We start from the raw sequence: 15,795 nt of genomic DNA on the forward strand, positions 1-15,795 counted from the left end.
GCGGCACGGATCAGCGGGAGAGGTGCGCCTCGATGGTCGCCGCAGCCATGTCGCGACCGAACCGGATGGGCTCGACCGAGTGCTCGAACTTGCTGCCCGACAGGGCACCGTCGTAGATCAGCTGCACGCGCCGGGCCACGGCCTCGGGTTCGGACACCCCGGCGAGGTCGAGCAGTTCGACGAGCGTCGTCTTCAGCCATTCCCGGTGCGCGAGTACCGGTTCGAGTGGTTCCTGCGGAAATTCCGTCGCAGCGTTGGCGTACTGGCATCCCCGGAAGTTCTTTTTCGGCGCCGACTGCATCGCGAGATCGAAGAAGGTGAGGATCTTCGCGATCGGATCGTCGAGCGGTTCGACGGCGGCGTGCCACCGCTGCCGGTCGCGCCGGTCGAGGTCGTCCAGATAGGCGAGCACCAGTGCATCCTTCGACCCGTACGACGAGTAGAGGCTCGCGCGGGCGACGCCGGCCTCGGCGAGGATGCGGTCGATGCCCACCGCGCGGATGCCGTGCTCGGCGAAGAGCGCGCTCGCGGTGTCGAGCAGGCGTGTGGCGGGTGAGGGCTTGGACGGCGACCCCTCGGCTTTCCCCTTCGGACCGGCCGTGCCCTTCGGAGTGCCGGTTGATTCACTCTCGACGAACGTACGCACGTGCCCAGCGTAACGGACAGCGCGCGATAGACAGACCGTTCTATTCACAGTACGGTGGAGCACGTGACACACAGCCTTCTGACTCGCCGCCTGCACGTGGATCTCGTGCGGGTGTCGACTGCTGCGTGTTGTCGCTCCACTCTCTGACCGGCCTCGTCTGCGTGCACCGCATGCCGTAGTCGCCCCGTCCGAAGACGAAACGGCGCCCCGTCGTGCCCGGACCGGTCACAGTTCCAACCCGCTTTCCCGGAAGGTGACCCCATGTCGCTGTATCTCTACGAACTCGTCCCCACCGAAGGCCAGGCCGAGGCTGCCATCAAGGCCTTCGACGATGCTGTCGTCGCTGCCGGCGGCGAACTGATCGAATCGCAGGTCACCACCGGTGGCACGCGCGTCTTCGCGATCGCCGAGTTCGACGCGTGCCGCCCCGCGCAGCTCGAGTCGGCCTCCCTCGATGTCGCCGAGATCGTCGGCCCGAACGAGGTCCGTCTCGTCGGCGCCGAGCTCGACCAGATCAAGGCCACCCGCCCCGAGGCCGGTTACCTCGTCGAATGGGACATCCCCGACACGATCGACATGGAGACCTACCTCGCGCGCAAGAAGGCGAACTCGCCGAAGTACGCCGACGTCCCCGAGGTGAGCTTCCTGCGCACCTACGTCCGCGAGGACATGGACAAGTGCCTGTGCTTCTACAACGCCCCCGACGAGGCCGCCGTCGTGCGTGCCCGCGAGGTCGTCAGCACGCCCATCGACCGTCTCCACTCCCTCGAAGGATAAGCATCCGATGACCGCGGCCATTGACCGAGCGAGCGAGCAACAGCGCGCGGCGATCGCAGAATTCGTACGCGATCGCGCCGCTGCTCTCGATCGCGGAGAAACCGACATCCGCACCGACATCGCCCGCACGGGCGAGCTCGGCCTGCTCCGCAAGGGGCTGGACGGGGAGTGTCTCTCCGAGATGGTCGCGGTCATCGACGAGGTCGCCGGCGAATCGCTCACCGTCGGCTTCTCGCTGTGGGCGCAGCGCATGGCGCTCGAATACATCGACCGCGCACCGCAGTTCCTGCGCGATCGTTATCGGGACGACCTCGCGTCCGGTCGCACGATCGGCGTCACCGCCATGGCCGCGGCCCTCAAGCATCTCGCCGGTCTCGGCGAACTGCCCCTCGTCGCCGAACGGACCGACGACGGCATCACCGTCACCGGCCCGATCCACTGGGCATCCAACGTCTTTCCCGACTCGGTGATCGTCTTCCCGGCCCGCACCGCCGACGGCGATCGCCTCGTCGCCGTGGTCCGCGCCGATGCCGAGGGCATCACCATCGCGGATTCGCCCGAACTGCTCGCGCTCGGTGCCACGTCGTCGACCTCGTTGAAGTTCGACGGTGTGCGGATTCCGCAGTCGCACATCCTCACCGAGGATCTCGCGAACTTCTGCGGTTCGATCCGGCCGACCTTCATGATGTTGCAGACGTCGTTCTGCGTCGGCATCGCACGCGCGTCGCTCACGGAGGCGGCCGGCCGTCTGCACGGACTCGGCGAGCAGTTCACCGGTGAGTACGAAGAACTTTCGGCGCGTTACGAGTCGCTGCGCGAGCGGCTGTACCGCTTCGCCACCGATCCCGCCTCGATCGCTCCCGCGGAGTTCATCCGTCTGCGTCTCGACGGTTCGGTGGTCGCGGTCGCCGCGACCCGCCTCGAGGCGACGCTGCGCGGCGGCGCCGGATACGCGACGGCCAGCGCCACCAACCGCCGGTTCCGTGAGGCGGCCTTCCTGCCCATTCAATCGCCGTCGGAAGGACAGCTTCGGTGGGAACTGTCGCAGTACGAATAACGAACGGATACAAGAGTTTCGCCGGCCGCCGTAGCCCGGTCCTCCAGGGGGTGGACCTGGATATCGCGACCGGCGAGTTCCTCGTCGTGCTGGGCAGCAGCGGTAGCGGCAAGTCGACGCTGCTACGGATCGTCGCGGGTCTCGATCACCTCGATCGCGGTTCCGTCGACTGGCCCGACACCGAGGGCGACAACCGTCCGCACACCGGAATGGTCTTCCAGCAGCCCTTCCTGATGCCGTGGCTCACCGTGCGCGAGAACATCGCCTTCGGTGGACGTTTCGCCGCGCACCGCGAGCGGTTCGACACCGCCTACGCCGATTCGCTCCTCGAGCGTTTCGGCCTTTCCGCGCTCGCCGGCTACTACCCCGACCAGCTGTCCGGTGGCCAGGCCCAGCGTATCGCCGTCATCCGCGCCGTCGCGGTGCGTCCGCGACTGCTGCTGCTCGACGAGCCGTTCAGCGCCCTCGACCCGGCCACCCGTTCAGATCTGCGGTCGTGGCTCGGCGAACTCGCGCGCGATCTCAGTTTCACGACGGTCCTCGTCACGCACGACATCGACGAGGCGCTCGAACTCGCCGACCGCATCGCACTGTTCGGGAGTTCGGGCGTGGTGCAGCAGGAATGGACGCTCGGCGGCATGTCGGCGCTCGACCGCGACGCGCTGCGTCCGGCCATCCTGGCGCACTACCGCGATTCGTCGCTGTCCGCGACATGACCGATTCGGGCCTGTTCAGCCGTCGCACCCTCATGCGCGGTGCGCTCGGCCTCGCGGCTGCCGGTGGTATCGCCGGCACGATCGACCTCGCGCGCACCGCGACCACCGACCGCGCCAACCGCACGGGGCAGTTGCGCATCGGTTACCTGCCGATCACCGACGCCGCGCCGCTGCTCGTCGCGCACGGGTCGAGTCTGTATCCCACCGGCGTCGTCGATTCCGCGAAGCCGGTGCTCTTCCGAAGCTGGGCATCGCTGGCGGAGGCCTTCATCAGCCGACGCGTCGACGTCGTGCACCTGCTCATGCCCATGGCCGTCCAGTTGCGGTACAGCCTCGGCAGTTCCGTGCGGATCCTCGGCTGGAACCACACCAACGGCTCGGCGCTGACGGTCGCCCCGCACATCACCGATCTGAGCGATCTCGCCGGGCAGACGGTGGCCATCCCGTTCTGGTGGTCGATCCACAACATCGCCCTGCAGCAGCTGCTGCGGGCGCACGGACTGACACCGGTCGTGCGGGAGGCGCCGTCGAAGTCCGCGCGCACCGTGGGTCTCGTCGTCATGGGTCCGTCCGACATGATCCCGGCCCTGGCGAACGGCTCGATCGCCGCGTTCACGGTCGCCGATCCGTTCAACGCCGCGGCGGAGGTTCGCGGGGTGGGGCGGATCCACCGCTTCCTCGGCGATGTGTGGCGCGACCACGCGTGCTGCGCCCTGCTCGTGCACGAGGACCTGATCGAACGCGACCCCGTCGCCGTGCAGGCCCTCACCGACTCCGTGGTCTCCGCCCAGCTGCAGATCGGCGCCGACCGTCCGGCCGCGGCCGCGATGCTGTCCGCCGGATACCTGCCGCAGCCGTTGCCCGCGATCACGAAGGCGCTGACCTATCCCGATCGCGAGGCCGGCACGGTGCACCCGCAGTGGCAACCGCAGCGCATCGGCTACCAGCCGTTCCCCTTCCCGACCTTCACCGCGGCGCTGATCGAGGCGATGCACGACACCGTCGTCGACGGCGACACGCGGTTCCTCTCGCGCCTCGACCCTGCGACCGTGCACGACGACCTCGTCGACGACCGGTTCGTCCGCACGTCCCTCACCCGCGTCGACGGCACCGATGCCTTCGGCCTTCCCGCCGATCTCACCCGCACAGAGGAGGTCGATCCTTCGTGAGCGCCCCGACCAGCACGGCGCCGGAGACGGCCCGCACCGCCCGGCAGTTGCCTCTCGTCCCCCAGGCCGTCGCCATCGTCATCGCTGTGGCCCTGTGGTGGCTCGTGACGACGGTGCTCGTCGCGCCGGATTCGCTCGTGCGGGACTTCGCCCCGCAGTACGTCTTCCCGGCGATCGTCGACCTGTTCGCACGCGGTGTGCTGTTGCCCGACACCCTCGCGAGCCTGTGGCGGCTGCTGGTGGGTCTGCTGATCGCCGCGACGCTCGGCATCCCCCTCGGGTTGCTGATCGGACTCAACCCGCTCGTCGAGCGCGCGACGATGCCCATCATGCAGTTCCTGCGGATGATCTCGCCGCTGTCGTGGGCGCCGATCGCCGTGGCGCTGTTCGGCATCGGGCACCAGCCGGTCTTCTTCCTCATCGCCGCCGCCGCGATCTGGCCGATCGTCATCAACACGGCTGCCGGCGTGCACGGCATCGACCAGGGCTATCTGATGGTGGCCCGATCGTTCGGCGCGACGCGACTCGAACTGCTCACCACCGTCGTCCTGCCGGCCATCCGCGCGCAGGTGCAGACCGGTCTGCGGGTCGGTCTCGGTATCGCGTGGGTGGTGCTCGTGCCCGCCGAGATGCTCGGCGTGCGGTCGGGTCTGGGCTACCAGATCCTCAACGCCCGCGACCAGCTCGCCTACGACCAGGTCATGGCCGTGATCGTCGTGATCGGTTTCCTCGGGTTCTGGCTCGACTGGGCGGCGCGGCACCTGCTGCGCGAACGGCGCAGGCCGGTGAGCGTCGAGGAAGCCGACCGCCCGCTCTGACCTGCGATCAGGACTCGAACGGCGTCAGCACGAAGACGGGAAGCACCCGGTCGGTGCGTTTCGCGTACAGCGCGTAGTTCGGCCACGTCTGCAGCAGCACCTGCCACAGCCGCTCGCGTTCGTCGCCCTCCGCGATCCGCACCGCCACCGCGTACTCGTGCCCGTCGTACAGCACCTGCGCCCGGTCGGCCGCGCGCAGGTTGACGGCCCAGGACGGCGCCTTCGGGTGTCCCCAGTTCGAGCCCACCACGAGCCATCCCCCGTCGTGCGGCACGCACAGCAGCGGCGTGGACCGCGGCTCCCCGGTCTTGCGGCCCTTCACGGTGAGCACGAGCGACGGCAGTCCCGCGATCGCGAGCAGGGTGACCTTGCCGCGCGTGACCCGTTGGATGGTCTTGTCCACCGCGATGATCGGCCGTGAATACCGCGGCAACCACGGCAACGCTCCGATACGGACGGCGACCGGTCGGAGCGGATTCATGCGGCTATCTCCCCCAGGCTGCCAGCAGCGTCCGGGCTGCAGCGACGACGGCCAGCGGCTGATCGATCATCGGATGGTGGCCGGAGGCCGGAAGATCGATCAGCAACGCATCAGGGCCCAGATTATCGACGATCCGCCTGTAGAGCGCGTCGTCGATGATGCCGCGTTCGCAGCGGAAGTAGGCGACGGCGCATCCCGGATTCATCACCTCGAGGCTACGGCGCCCCTCACGTCCCATGCGGAGATTGTCGAATTTCCACGACCAGCCGCCGTCGACCTGCTTCAGCGACCCGCGGGCGATGTGCTCGAGTACGTAGGGTTCGGCGTCCTCCTGCGGCGGCACGAGGCGGAACCGGGTGACGGCGTCCTCCGCCGCGGCGTAGACCTTCGGCGGTCCGGCGTTCGCGACGGCCTTCGCGCGCATCTCGAGTTCCTCGGGCGTCATGTCGCGGATCGGCGAATCGATGAGCACCACACCGGCGAGTTCGTCGCCGTGGAGATGGGAGGCCGCGAACGAGACGATCCCGCCCATGCTGTGGCCGATGAGGACCGGCGGACCGCTGATGCCGCCGGCGCGGGCCGCGGCGAGGACCTCCGCGGACCACGCTTCCAGGGTGTAGTGCTCGCGGTGCTCGCTGTCGCCGTGACCGCTCAGGTCGAGCGCGACGACGCGACGTCCGGCGGCGAGCTGCGGGCCGATGTGGTCCCACCACCCCGAATGCGCCATACCGCCGTGGACCAGCACGACGCCCGGCAGACCGGATTCGCCCCACGCCCGGTAGGCGATGGTCGCACCCGCTGCCTCGACCTTTCCGGTCTCGACGGGTGCGGCCAGGGCGTCGACGAACCACTGAGGAGCAGATCCGTTATTGCTCATCATCCGAACTTATGTCAGATGTGACGAGCGCCAACATCCGGGCCATCAGTTCGATCCGTCGCACGTCGAATTCCGGCTGCGGATGCACCGTCGACGCCAGTGCTTCGCCGTCGAACATGTGCACGAGCGACAGCAGGAGGGTGTCGAAGACGTCGGACGGGAACCGGGCCGCGACCGGCAGCCACCTGCCGAAGTCGACGATCTGGGCGTGATAGCGCTCGGCCATCGGCGCCAGATGCTCGCGCAACGCGGGGTCGGTGCGCGCCGCGCCGAGCAGTTCGTACCAGGCGGCGTTCATCGGGGCCCGGCAGGCGGTCCGCAGCAGTTCGAGGCACACCCGCAGCGACTCCGAGATGTCCGCGTGCTCGTCACCGAGCGCCGCGAGGCCCGCCTCGAAGTTCGCGAACTGGCGTTCCCGGACCGCATCGGCCGCCGCGATCATCAGGTCGAGTCGCGTCGGGAAGTGCCGGAACACCCCACCCGACGACACCCCCGAGCGCCGGCACACCTCACCGATCGTCGTCGCGGTGTAGCCGAGCTCGGCGAGGGAGGTGATGGTCGCGTCGAGGATGCGACCGATCGTCTCCTCCCTGCGCTCCTGCTGGGTGCGGCGTACTGCGGGTGCACTCACGCGACGGGCTCACCTGCCGGGGTGCGGATCGGCGCGGGTCCGCGCTCCTCCACCCCGGCGCGCAGGAACCGGCCGGTGCCGACGGTGCGTCCGTAGCCGGGCACGAACTCGCCGTCGCGGTAGACCACCCGGCCGGCGACCGCCGTCGCCGTCACGGCGCGATCGTTGCGGTTGACCATGCGGCGGATTCCGCCGAACTCCTCGAGCGGAGCCTCGTGGTAGGCATCGACGTCGGCGTTCAGCCCGGCAGGATCGACGACGACGAAGTCGGCGCGGTCGCCCACCCGCAGGTGGCCGGCGTCGATTCCGTAGAAGTCGCCGAGTTCACCGGTGAGCTTGTGGACGGCCTCGGGCAGCGTGAGGAACGGCTTGCCCGCCTTCTCGGCGTCGTGGACGCGGCGGAGCAGACAGATCGCGAAGTTGTAGAAGGCCATGTTCCGCAGGTGGGCGCCGGCGTCCGAGAAGCCCACGGTGACACCGGGGGTGCGGATGAGCCGGTCGGCGACCTTCTTGCGGTCGTTGGCGATCACGGTGTGCCACCGGAACTTCCGGCCGTACTCGACGACGAGGTCGAGGAAGGTGTCGACCGGGTGCAGTTTCCTCTCGCGCGCGACGTCGCCGATCGACCGACCGATGAGCGAGCCGTCGGGACATTCGACGATCCGGGTGTCGTCGAAGTCGCGGTGCCACACGCGGGGCGAGAACTTCTTCTCGAAGTCCTGCCGGAACCAGCGGCGGTAGGCCTCGTCGCGCAGCAGGTCGTTGCGGACGAGTTCGTCCTGCAGATGCAGTGCGGCACGGCCCGATCCGAACTCCTCGAAGACGACGAGGTCGATGCCGTCGGAGTACACCTCGAAGGTCGTGGGCAGGTGCTGCCAGCGGAAGGCGCCCTTGCCGATCCGATTGGCCGCGAACGCGATCGGGCCGAAGATGCGGTTGACCCACCGTTCGGCCTTCGTGTCGGCCGCGGCGAGCACCGACGCCTTCATCGGTTTGCGTCCGATGCCCGTGCTGGCGAGGGCGAAGAATGCGACGTCGTACTTGGTGTTGAGGTTCGGCACGGCCTGCAGGGTGCGGCCGCGCCGGCGCAGGATCTTGTGCAGGCGGCGGAATTCCGACCACGACGCGTGGGTCGACGGCAGGGTGCGCGAGCGGTAGCGGTCGCCGTCCATCTTGTCCCACGGGTTCGTCATCGTCGACACGCCGAGGAAGCCCGCGTCGAGGGCGTCCTCGACGCGGGCGTCGATGGCGGCGAGTTCGGCGCGGGTCGGGCGGTTCGCCGACTCCGTGGAGCGTCCGAGTCCCATCACCGATGCGCGGACGTCCGAATGCCCCACGAAGGCCGTCACGTTCGGTCCGAGCGGCAGCTTGTTCAGCGCCTCGATGTATTCATGCGGCGTGCTCCACGTCTTGGACTTCTCGAGGGCCGAGAGGACGTGCTCGCGCGGGAGCGCCTCGACGCGACTGAACAGGTCGGCGGCGTCGACCGGTGGCACGAACACCGTCGAGATCGAGCAGTTGCCCATGAGCACGGTCGTGACGCCGTGCCGCACGGACTCGGACAGACCCGGACCCACGAGCACTTCGGCGTCGTAGTGGGTGTGGGTATCGACGAAGCCGGGCATCACCCAGCGGCCGTGCGCGTCGACGGCCTCGGTGTCCGGGCCGGCGGAAAGACTGTCGGAGGTCGCGGTGACGACGACCCCGTCGCGGATGCCGAGGTTGCGGACGACGCCGGGCGCACCCGTCCCGTCGAACCAGAGACCACCTCGGACGATGACGTCGAAATCCCCATGATTGTGATCCACACCACTCATGGCGCGAGGGTAACACGAAAAAGAGGTCGCGCACTCTCTAAATTTCCGGTCCCGACCGTCTACGGTTCGGCCATGGATCTCGACACCACTCCGGCACTGCTCGTCGACCGCGACATCCTCGATCGCAACATCGCGCGGATGGCGCAGTCCGCCGCCTCGCGAGGTCTGTCGCTCCGACCCCACGCGAAGACGCACAAGTGCTCCGAGATCGGACGACGGCAGCTCGACGCGGGAGCCCGCGGTCTCACAGTTGCGACCGTCTCCGAAGCCGAGGTCTTCGCCGACGAGGGCTTCGACGACCTGTTCGTCGCGTATCCGCTGTGGGTGGACGCCGCCCGCGGCGCTCGGCTGCGCGCGCTGGCCGGACGGGTGCGTCTCACGGTCGGGATCGATTCGGCGACCGGAGCCCGGCAACTCGTCGAGCACGCCGGCACCGCGATCGGGGTGCTCGTCGAGATCGACAGTGGGCACCACCGCACCGGCGTGCTGCCCGAGCAGGCCGGAACAGTGGCGTCGGCGGCGCGCGAAGCAGGCCTCGACGTGCGTGGTGTCTTCACCTTCCCCGGCCACTCGTACGCACCCGACGCGCCGGGCAGTGCCGCCCGGGAGGAAGCCGACGCGCTGGCGGTTGCAGCGGCGTCGCTACGAGCAGCGGGGATCGAGCCGTCCGTGATCAGTGGCGGCTCCTCCCCCACAGCTCTCCTCGAAGTACCTACGGTCGCAACCGAACTGCGACCCGGTGTGTACATCTTCGGTGACGCCCAGCAACTCGAACTCGGCGCGGTGAGCGAATCCGACATCGCACTGACCGCGCTGGCAACCGTCGTCTCCACTCGCGACCAGGTGGTCGTCCTCGATGCCGGTTCCAAGGTCCTCGGCGCCGACCGGGCCGCGTGGGCCACCGGGTACGGACGCATCCTCGGCGAACCGGACGCACGCATCACCGCACTGTCGGAACATCACGCGACGGTGCAGTGGCCGGAGGCGTCGACCCGCCCACGACTCGGCGACAAGGTGAGGGTGATCCCCAACCACGTGTGCAACGCCGTGAACCTCGCGGACGAACTGATCGTGCTTTCGAACGGTGAAGTGGTGGACACCTGGCGGGTGGTCGCGCGAGGATGTACGACGTGATGCGCAGACGTCTGGCCTGCCTGACCGCGGCGGTAGTACTGCCGCTGAGTGCGTGCGCGTCCGAATCGACCGCGCCGGACACCGAGACCACCGGACCGGCGACCACCGGGACCGTCACGGACGCAACCGCCTCCGCGGTCTCCGAGGTGAACGGAGTACCCCACGTGATCGGGACGGTGGCGTCCGGACTCGACACGCCGTGGGGCATCGCCTTCCTGCCCACCGGCTCCGCGTTGGTCACCGAACGCAACAGCGGCCGGATCGTCGAGATCACCGACGGTGAGGTCCGCGAGGTCGGTCGCGTCGGCGAGACCCTCGCGCAGGGCGAATCGGGGCTGCTGGGGATCGCGGTGTCGCCGACCTTCGACACCGACCGCTTCGTCTATCTCTACGTGACCACCGGCAGCGACAACCGGGTACTCAGAGCAGTTCTCGACGGCACCACGCTTGCCGAACCGGAGGTGATCCTCGACGGCATCCCGTCCGCCCGGATCCACGACGGTGGGCGGATGACCTTCGGTCCCGACGGGATGCTGTACGTCGCGACCGGCGAGGCGGGCCGCCGCGAACTGGCCCAGGATCCGAATTCGCTCGGCGGCAAGATCCTTCGCATCACGAGCGACGGCGAACCCGCACCCGGCAATCCCGATCCGGCATCGCCGGCGTACTCGCTCGGTCACCGCAACGTACAAGGACTCTCGTTCGACGACCGGGGACGGTTGTGGGCGTCGGAATTCGGGCAGAACGACGTCGACGAATTGAATCTCGTGACGGCAGGCGCAAACTACGGCTGGCCTGTGGTCGAAGGCGCCGGGGGTTCCGACGAATTCGTCGATCCGGTCCTCACGTGGCCGGTCTCGCAGGCGTCGCCGTCGGGCCTGGCGTGGTTCGACGGCAGCCTCTGGATGGCAGGCCTGCGCGGAGAACGCTTGTGGCGCATTGATGTTCAGGACACCGCAGCCACCGCAACCGATTTCTTCGTCGGCGAGTACGGAAGGCTGCGGACCGTCGTCGCCGCGCCGGACGGCTCGCTGTGGCTGACGACGTCCAACCGGGACGGTCGCGGCAGCCCGGCCGGCGACGACGATCGCATCCTCCGGATCGAGATCTCCTGACGATCAGGGGACGAGAACGACGACCGTCTCGGCGACCAGCGCCGGGCGCTCTCCACCCTCGATCTCGATGGTGTATCCGACGACGAGGTTCGCGCCCTTGGCGGTGCGCTCGAGCGACTTGAACTCGGCGCCGGCGCGGATCCGCGAGCCGACAGGGACCGGCGCGGGGTAACGAACCTTGTTGCTGCCGTAGTTGACCTTCATCTTCAGTCCCTCGAGGGAGAAGATCTGGGTGCCGAGGACCGGCAGCAACGACAGGGTGAGGTAACCGTGGGCGATGGTCTTGCCGTACGGGCCGTCCTTGGCGCGCTCGGGGTCGACGTGGATCCACTGGTGATCGCCGGTGGCCTCGGCGAACAGGTCGATGCGCTTCTGGTCGATCTCGAGCCAGTCGCTGTGGCCGAGGTGCTCGCCGACGGCCTTCTCGACCTCGTCGATTCCGTTGAAAACCCGCATTGTTGCTCCTGTCGATGTGCGGCGACGGTCAGAGACCGGCTCGCCTGAGGGTGACGCGATAGGTGTAGTGCTCGGGCAGAAAGTAACTCACCGACAACTCGGTGGGCACGCCGTCGTCGTTCGAGTACAACCGGTCGACGCGCAGCAGGGGATGTCCCACTTCGCAGTTCAGCTCGGTCGCCACCTGTTCGGTGGCGAGCGCGACCGTGATGGACTGTGCGGCTTCGACGATCGGGCTGTCGAGATGCGGTTCGAGCAGCCCGATCATCGTGTTGCGGCTCGACGCGCCCGCTTGGAGTTCCGGCGCGTCGAGCACGTGCGCGGCGACGGATTCGGGAAGGTGAACCGTGGTGAGCACGAACGGAATTCCGTCGTGCAGGCGCTTGAACACAGCCGTGTACAACACGTCGGTGTCGAGACGCAGCCGGCTCGCGGCGTCGATGTCGACTCCGCGTCGCAGCGGCGAGACGATCTGCATGACCGTGTCGGCCGACAACGCGAGCAGATCCTCGATCGAGCCGAGCTGGCGCCGGTAGCGCCGGCCCGACTCGTTCGCGAAGGTGCCGCGGCCGGGAACGCGGTAGACGATGCCGTCGGCCACGAGATCCTGGAAGGCGCGGCGCACCGTCTGCCGGCTCACGCCGTGTTCCTCGGCGAGTTCGGCTTCGGTGGGCAGCCGCGTGCCGTCGCTGTACCGTCCCGCTTCGACGGCCTCCCGGAGCTGGCGCGCGAGTTGCGCGTAGGCCGGTTCCGTTTCCCGCACCTTGTAGTCCATGACGGACCGATCCTAGCGGCCGGTCGTCACAGTCCGCCGCGTGCTACGAGCTGGCTGGCGATGACGTTGCGCTGGATCTCGTTGGTGCCCTCGCCGACGATCATCAGCGGCGCGTCGCGGAAGTAGCGCTCGACGTCGTACTCGGTGGAGTAGCCGTAGCCGCCGTGGATGCGCACCGCATTGAGCGCGATCTCCATCGCGATCTCCGAGCAGTACAGCTTGGCCATGCCGGCCTCCATATCGCAGCGCTCGCCGCTGTCGTACTTCTCCGCCGCGTAGCGCGCCAGCTGCCGCGCGGCGGTGAGCTTGGTGGCCATCTCCGCCAGATAGTTGCCGATGGACTGGTGCTTCCAGATCGGCTGGCCGAAGCTCTCCCGCTGCTGCGCGTAGGCGAGGGAATCCTCGAGTGCGGCGGTCGCGACACCCAGAGCGCGGGAGGCGACCTGCAGGCGACCGGTCTCGAGGCCCTTCATCATGTGGGCGAAGCCCTTGCCGGGCTCGCCGCCGAGGATCGCGTCGGCGGAGATGCGGTAGCCATCGAAGCTCAGCTCGCACGACTCGACGCCCTTGTAACCCAGCTTGGGCAGGTCACGCGAGACGGTCAGGCCCGGGCCGTGCTCGACGAGCACGACGGAGATGCCCTTGTGGCGCGGCTGCGCGGTGGGGTCGGTCTTGCACAGCAGCGCGATCAGCCCCGAGCGACGCGCGTTGGTGATCCACGTCTTGGCACCGTTGATGACCAGCTCGTCGCCGTCGCGCTTGGCCGTCGTGGTCATCGCCTGCAGGTCGGAGCCGCCGCCGGGCTCGGTCAGCGCCATCGTCGCGCGGATCTCACCGGTGGCCAGCTTGGGCAGGTACTTGCTCTTCTGCTCCTCGGTGCCGAACAGGGTCAGCAGCTTGGCGACGACGGTGTGCCCGCCCATCGCACCCGACAGCGACATCCATCCGCGGGCGAGTTCCTCGGTGACCTGGACGTAGCAGGGCATCGACACCGGCGATCCGCCGTACTCCTCGGGCACGGCGAGTCCGTAGATGCCGATCTGCTTCATCTGCTCGATCCACTTCTCGGGGTACTCGTTGGCGTGCTCGACCTCCTGCACCGACGGCTTGACCTCCCGATCGATGAAGTCGCGGACGGTCTTGACCAGAAAAGTCTCTTCGTCGTTCAGGTAGGTCACGGGGGCACCCTTCGTCGGGGACGGGCCACACGGACCCGGGAAACTTTGTACGGCCATTTTGTGGACCAAGTTCGGGCGTTGTCAACGCGAAGACACTCATTCGACGTCGTGATTGCAGAGTTTTAGCCGATACGAACGACTGCACCTTCCTATGGGCACACCTCTCCGTGGGGTGGCATACCGCCAACAATGGCCGTACATTTAGCGCCGTCATTGCCGACCGAACTCCCCGAGGTCCCCGTGTCTTCCGAGCAACACCTCCGCCGGCGCGCCGTTCTCGTCGCCCCCGGCTCCGACGAACGCAAAGCCGGTAAGGCCCTCGCCTCCGCCGCCGACGAGGTCGTCCTCGACCTCGAGGACGCCGTCACCGCCGCCCAGAAGGACGCCGCCCGCGAACTCGTCGCTCCCCTGGTCCGCGAACACGGCGCCACGCGCACCGTCTCCGTGCGCATCAACGGACGCGGCACCCCCTGGTTCGAGGACGACCTGCGTGCGTGCGCCGCACTCGGCGACGCCCTCGCCTCGATCGTGATCCCCAAGGTCGAGAGCGCCGACGACCTCGTCGAGGCCGACCGCATCCTCGGCAGCGAGTCGACCGTCACCGTGCAGGCCCTCATCGAGACCCCCGCCGGCGTGCAGTGCATCGACGAGATCGTCGCCGGCCCCCGGGTGGCCGGTGTGATCATCGGCTACGCCGACCTCGGCGCCTCCCTGGGTCGCGCCCGCACCGCAGCCCCCGAGCACTGGCTCTATGTGCAGGACCGCGTGCTGCACGCCGCCCGCGCCGCCGATGTCCAGGCGATCGACGGCCCGTTCCTCGGCATCGCCGACGACGACGCCTTCCGTCACTCGGCGCAGTGGGTGTCCGATCTCGGATTCGACGGCAAGTGGGTCATCCATCCCGCGCAGATCACCTCTGCCGCAGCGGCATTCACCCCCACCGACGATCAGGTCGACGCCGCACGCAAGGTCCTCGCCGCACTCGAGGAAGCCGAGAACCGCGGCGCCGGAGCCGCCCAGCTCGACGGGCAGATGCTCGACGAGGCCGTCGCCGTCGCCGCCCGCCGCACCCTGTCGAAGATCGGAGCCTGAAAGCCATGACCACCTCGTACGTCGGCGGACCCTATTTCGACGAACTGACCGTCGGCCAGGTCTTCGACACCGCCCCCGCCGTGACGCTCACCGACGGCCTCGCCGCTGCGCACCAGAGCATTCTCGGTGACCGCCTGCGTCTTCCGCTCGACAAGCACCTCTCGGCCGCCGTCGCGGGCGGGCCGGTCGCGCACGCCGGCTTCGTCACCGACATCGCGATCGGGCAGTCCACGCTCGTCACGCACCATGTCAAGGCCAATCTCTTCTACCGCGGCCTGCGTTTCCGCCGCTTCCCGCACATCGGCGACACCCTCTACACCACCACCGAAGTCGTGGGGTTGAAGGAGAATTCGGCGAAGCCCGGACGCAAGCCCACCGGTCTCGCGGCGTTGCGCATGAACACCGTCGACCAGGACGGCAACACCGTCCTCGACTTCTACCGCTGCGCGATGCTGCCGCTGAGCGAGAATCCCGATCCCGACCGCGTCGTGCACTCCGACGACCTCTCGGCCATCGGACCGCAGGACGAACCGCAGTGGTCCGCGCCCGCCGACTGGGATCTGGATGTCTACCGGTCGAAGGTGCCGGGCGAGCACTTCGACAAGTCCCTCGCCGGTGCCGTACTGCAGTCCAGCGGCGACGTCGTCTCGAGCGCACCGGAACTCGCGCGCCTGAGCCTCAATATCGCAGCGACGCACCACGACGAGCGGGTCGGCGCTTCGGGTCGTCTCGTCTACGGCGGCCACACCATCGGCCTGGCCTTCTCGCAGGCGACGCGCGCTCTGCCGAATCTCGTCACGGTGCTGGGCTGGAAGTCGTGCGACCACACCGGTCCGGTGCAGGAGGGCGACACCCTCACCAGCGACCTGCACGTCGAATCCGCCGAGCCCCTCGCCGAAGGTGGTGGCGTGCTGAACCTGCGGTCGCTCGTCTACGCACACCGCGGCGGTGCCGCGAATGGCGACCGCGGCGATGCCGAGCCGGCGCCCGTGCTGGATTGGCGGTTCACCGCGCTCATGGCCTGACGGCCACTGCTGCCGAAGCCGACGTTGTTCG

General features: G+C 68.5%; 18 protein-coding genes. 10 read left to right on the forward strand and 8 right to left on the reverse strand.

Annotated features, from left to right (window positions below):
• Positions 1 to 10: 10 nt before the first annotated feature.
• Entirely contained in the window at positions 11 to 541 is a 531-nt protein-coding gene (locus AC0LPE_RS20765) for a TetR/AcrR family transcriptional regulator (protein WP_253250082.1), read from the reverse strand.
• Between the two features lie 201 nt (positions 542 to 742).
• On the opposite strand from AC0LPE_RS20765, the gene AC0LPE_RS20770 reads away from it, so the two are divergent.
• From AC0LPE_RS20770 to AC0LPE_RS20795, 6 genes are all read left to right on the forward strand, one after another.
• A complete protein-coding gene (locus AC0LPE_RS20770) occupies positions 743 to 793 on the forward strand; it encodes a hypothetical protein (RefSeq protein WP_404817807.1) in 51 nt (16 codons plus the stop codon).
• A 114-nt stretch (positions 794 to 907) separates the two neighbouring features.
• Entirely contained in the window at positions 908 to 1,423 is a 516-nt protein-coding gene (locus tag AC0LPE_RS20775; protein ID WP_016694511.1) for a DUF4242 domain-containing protein, read from the forward strand.
• 7 nt (positions 1,424 to 1,430) lie between these two features.
• Complete coding sequence (locus tag AC0LPE_RS20780) at positions 1,431 to 2,480, forward strand: acyl-CoA dehydrogenase family protein (RefSeq protein WP_088898274.1); 1,050 nt, start codon at positions 1,431 to 1,433, stop codon at positions 2,478 to 2,480.
• Positions 2,456 to 3,196 carry an ABC transporter ATP-binding protein gene (locus AC0LPE_RS20785; RefSeq protein WP_490605140.1) on the forward strand — a complete coding sequence of 247 codons (741 nt, stop codon included), beginning with the start codon at positions 2,456 to 2,458 and terminating at the stop codon, positions 3,194 to 3,196. Before AC0LPE_RS20780 ends, AC0LPE_RS20785 begins: the two co-directional genes overlap by 25 nt.
• Positions 3,193 to 4,365: an ABC transporter substrate-binding protein gene (locus AC0LPE_RS20790; protein WP_088898275.1), complete on the forward strand. Its 1,173-nt coding sequence runs from the start codon at positions 3,193 to 3,195 to the stop codon at positions 4,363 to 4,365. The genes AC0LPE_RS20785 and AC0LPE_RS20790 overlap by 4 nt, the downstream gene beginning before the upstream one ends.
• Positions 4,366 to 4,412: 47 nt before the next feature.
• The gene (locus AC0LPE_RS20795; RefSeq protein ID WP_490606385.1) at positions 4,413 to 5,183 is read left to right on the forward strand and encodes an ABC transporter permease; all 771 of its coding nucleotides are present in this window, start codon (positions 4,413 to 4,415) and stop codon (positions 5,181 to 5,183) included.
• Positions 5,184 to 5,190: 7 nt separating this feature from the next.
• Here the strand turns inward: AC0LPE_RS20795 and AC0LPE_RS20800 are convergent, their stop codons facing one another.
• From AC0LPE_RS20800 to AC0LPE_RS20815, 4 genes are read right to left on the reverse strand one after another with little or no spacing between them, the layout of a single operon-like run.
• Complete coding sequence (locus tag AC0LPE_RS20800; RefSeq protein WP_160874147.1) at positions 5,191 to 5,664, reverse strand: nitroreductase/quinone reductase family protein; 474 nt, start codon at positions 5,662 to 5,664, stop codon at positions 5,191 to 5,193.
• 4 nt (positions 5,665 to 5,668) lie between these two features.
• Positions 5,669 to 6,541: an alpha/beta fold hydrolase gene (locus AC0LPE_RS20805; protein WP_490605141.1), complete on the reverse strand. Its 873-nt coding sequence runs from the start codon at positions 6,539 to 6,541 to the stop codon at positions 5,669 to 5,671.
• Positions 6,531 to 7,172 carry a TetR/AcrR family transcriptional regulator gene (locus AC0LPE_RS20810; protein ID WP_490605142.1) on the reverse strand — a complete coding sequence of 214 codons (642 nt, stop codon included), beginning with the start codon at positions 7,170 to 7,172 and terminating at the stop codon, positions 6,531 to 6,533. Before AC0LPE_RS20810 ends, AC0LPE_RS20805 begins: the two co-directional genes overlap by 11 nt.
• The gene (locus AC0LPE_RS20815) at positions 7,169 to 8,989 is read right to left on the reverse strand and encodes an N-acyl-D-amino-acid deacylase family protein (RefSeq protein WP_490605143.1); all 1,821 of its coding nucleotides are present in this window, start codon (positions 8,987 to 8,989) and stop codon (positions 7,169 to 7,171) included. Before AC0LPE_RS20815 ends, AC0LPE_RS20810 begins: the two co-directional genes overlap by 4 nt.
• 72 nt (positions 8,990 to 9,061) lie before the next feature.
• Here AC0LPE_RS20815 and AC0LPE_RS20820 point away from each other — a divergent pair, with 72 nt between their 5' ends.
• Both AC0LPE_RS20820 and AC0LPE_RS20825 read left to right on the forward strand, forming a co-directional pair.
• Positions 9,062 to 10,123 carry a D-TA family PLP-dependent enzyme gene (locus AC0LPE_RS20820; protein WP_088898281.1) on the forward strand — a complete coding sequence of 354 codons (1,062 nt, stop codon included), beginning with the start codon at positions 9,062 to 9,064 and terminating at the stop codon, positions 10,121 to 10,123.
• Entirely contained in the window at positions 10,123 to 11,238 is a 1,116-nt protein-coding gene (locus tag AC0LPE_RS20825) for a PQQ-dependent sugar dehydrogenase (RefSeq protein WP_160874219.1), read from the forward strand. Before AC0LPE_RS20820 ends, AC0LPE_RS20825 begins: the two co-directional genes overlap by 1 nt.
• 3 nt (positions 11,239 to 11,241) lie before the next feature.
• On the opposite strand, the gene AC0LPE_RS20830 is transcribed toward AC0LPE_RS20825, so the two are convergent.
• From AC0LPE_RS20830 to AC0LPE_RS20840, 3 genes are read right to left on the reverse strand one after another with little or no spacing between them, the layout of a single operon-like run.
• Complete coding sequence (locus tag AC0LPE_RS20830; protein WP_016694499.1) at positions 11,242 to 11,694, reverse strand: MaoC family dehydratase; 453 nt, start codon at positions 11,692 to 11,694, stop codon at positions 11,242 to 11,244.
• 28 nt (positions 11,695 to 11,722) lie between these two features.
• Positions 11,723 to 12,469: a GntR family transcriptional regulator gene (locus AC0LPE_RS20835; protein WP_016694498.1), complete on the reverse strand. Its 747-nt coding sequence runs from the start codon at positions 12,467 to 12,469 to the stop codon at positions 11,723 to 11,725.
• A 26-nt stretch (positions 12,470 to 12,495) separates the two neighbouring features.
• Positions 12,496 to 13,647, reverse strand: a complete 1,152-nt coding sequence (locus AC0LPE_RS20840; RefSeq protein ID WP_490605144.1) for an acyl-CoA dehydrogenase family protein — start codon at positions 13,645 to 13,647, stop codon at positions 12,496 to 12,498.
• Positions 13,648 to 13,860: 213 nt separating this feature from the next.
• Here AC0LPE_RS20840 and AC0LPE_RS20845 point away from each other — a divergent pair, with 213 nt between their 5' ends.
• Together AC0LPE_RS20845 and AC0LPE_RS20850 are read left to right on the forward strand one after the other, a co-directional pair.
• Complete coding sequence (locus AC0LPE_RS20845; protein ID WP_490605145.1) at positions 13,861 to 14,739, forward strand: HpcH/HpaI aldolase/citrate lyase family protein; 879 nt, start codon at positions 13,861 to 13,863, stop codon at positions 14,737 to 14,739.
• 5 nt (positions 14,740 to 14,744) lie between these two features.
• Entirely contained in the window at positions 14,745 to 15,764 is a 1,020-nt protein-coding gene (locus AC0LPE_RS20850) for a MaoC family dehydratase (RefSeq protein WP_145690891.1), read from the forward strand.
• The last annotated feature ends 31 nt before the right edge of the window (positions 15,765 to 15,795 follow it).

The organism is Rhodococcus sp. S3 (genome assembly GCF_058211795.1).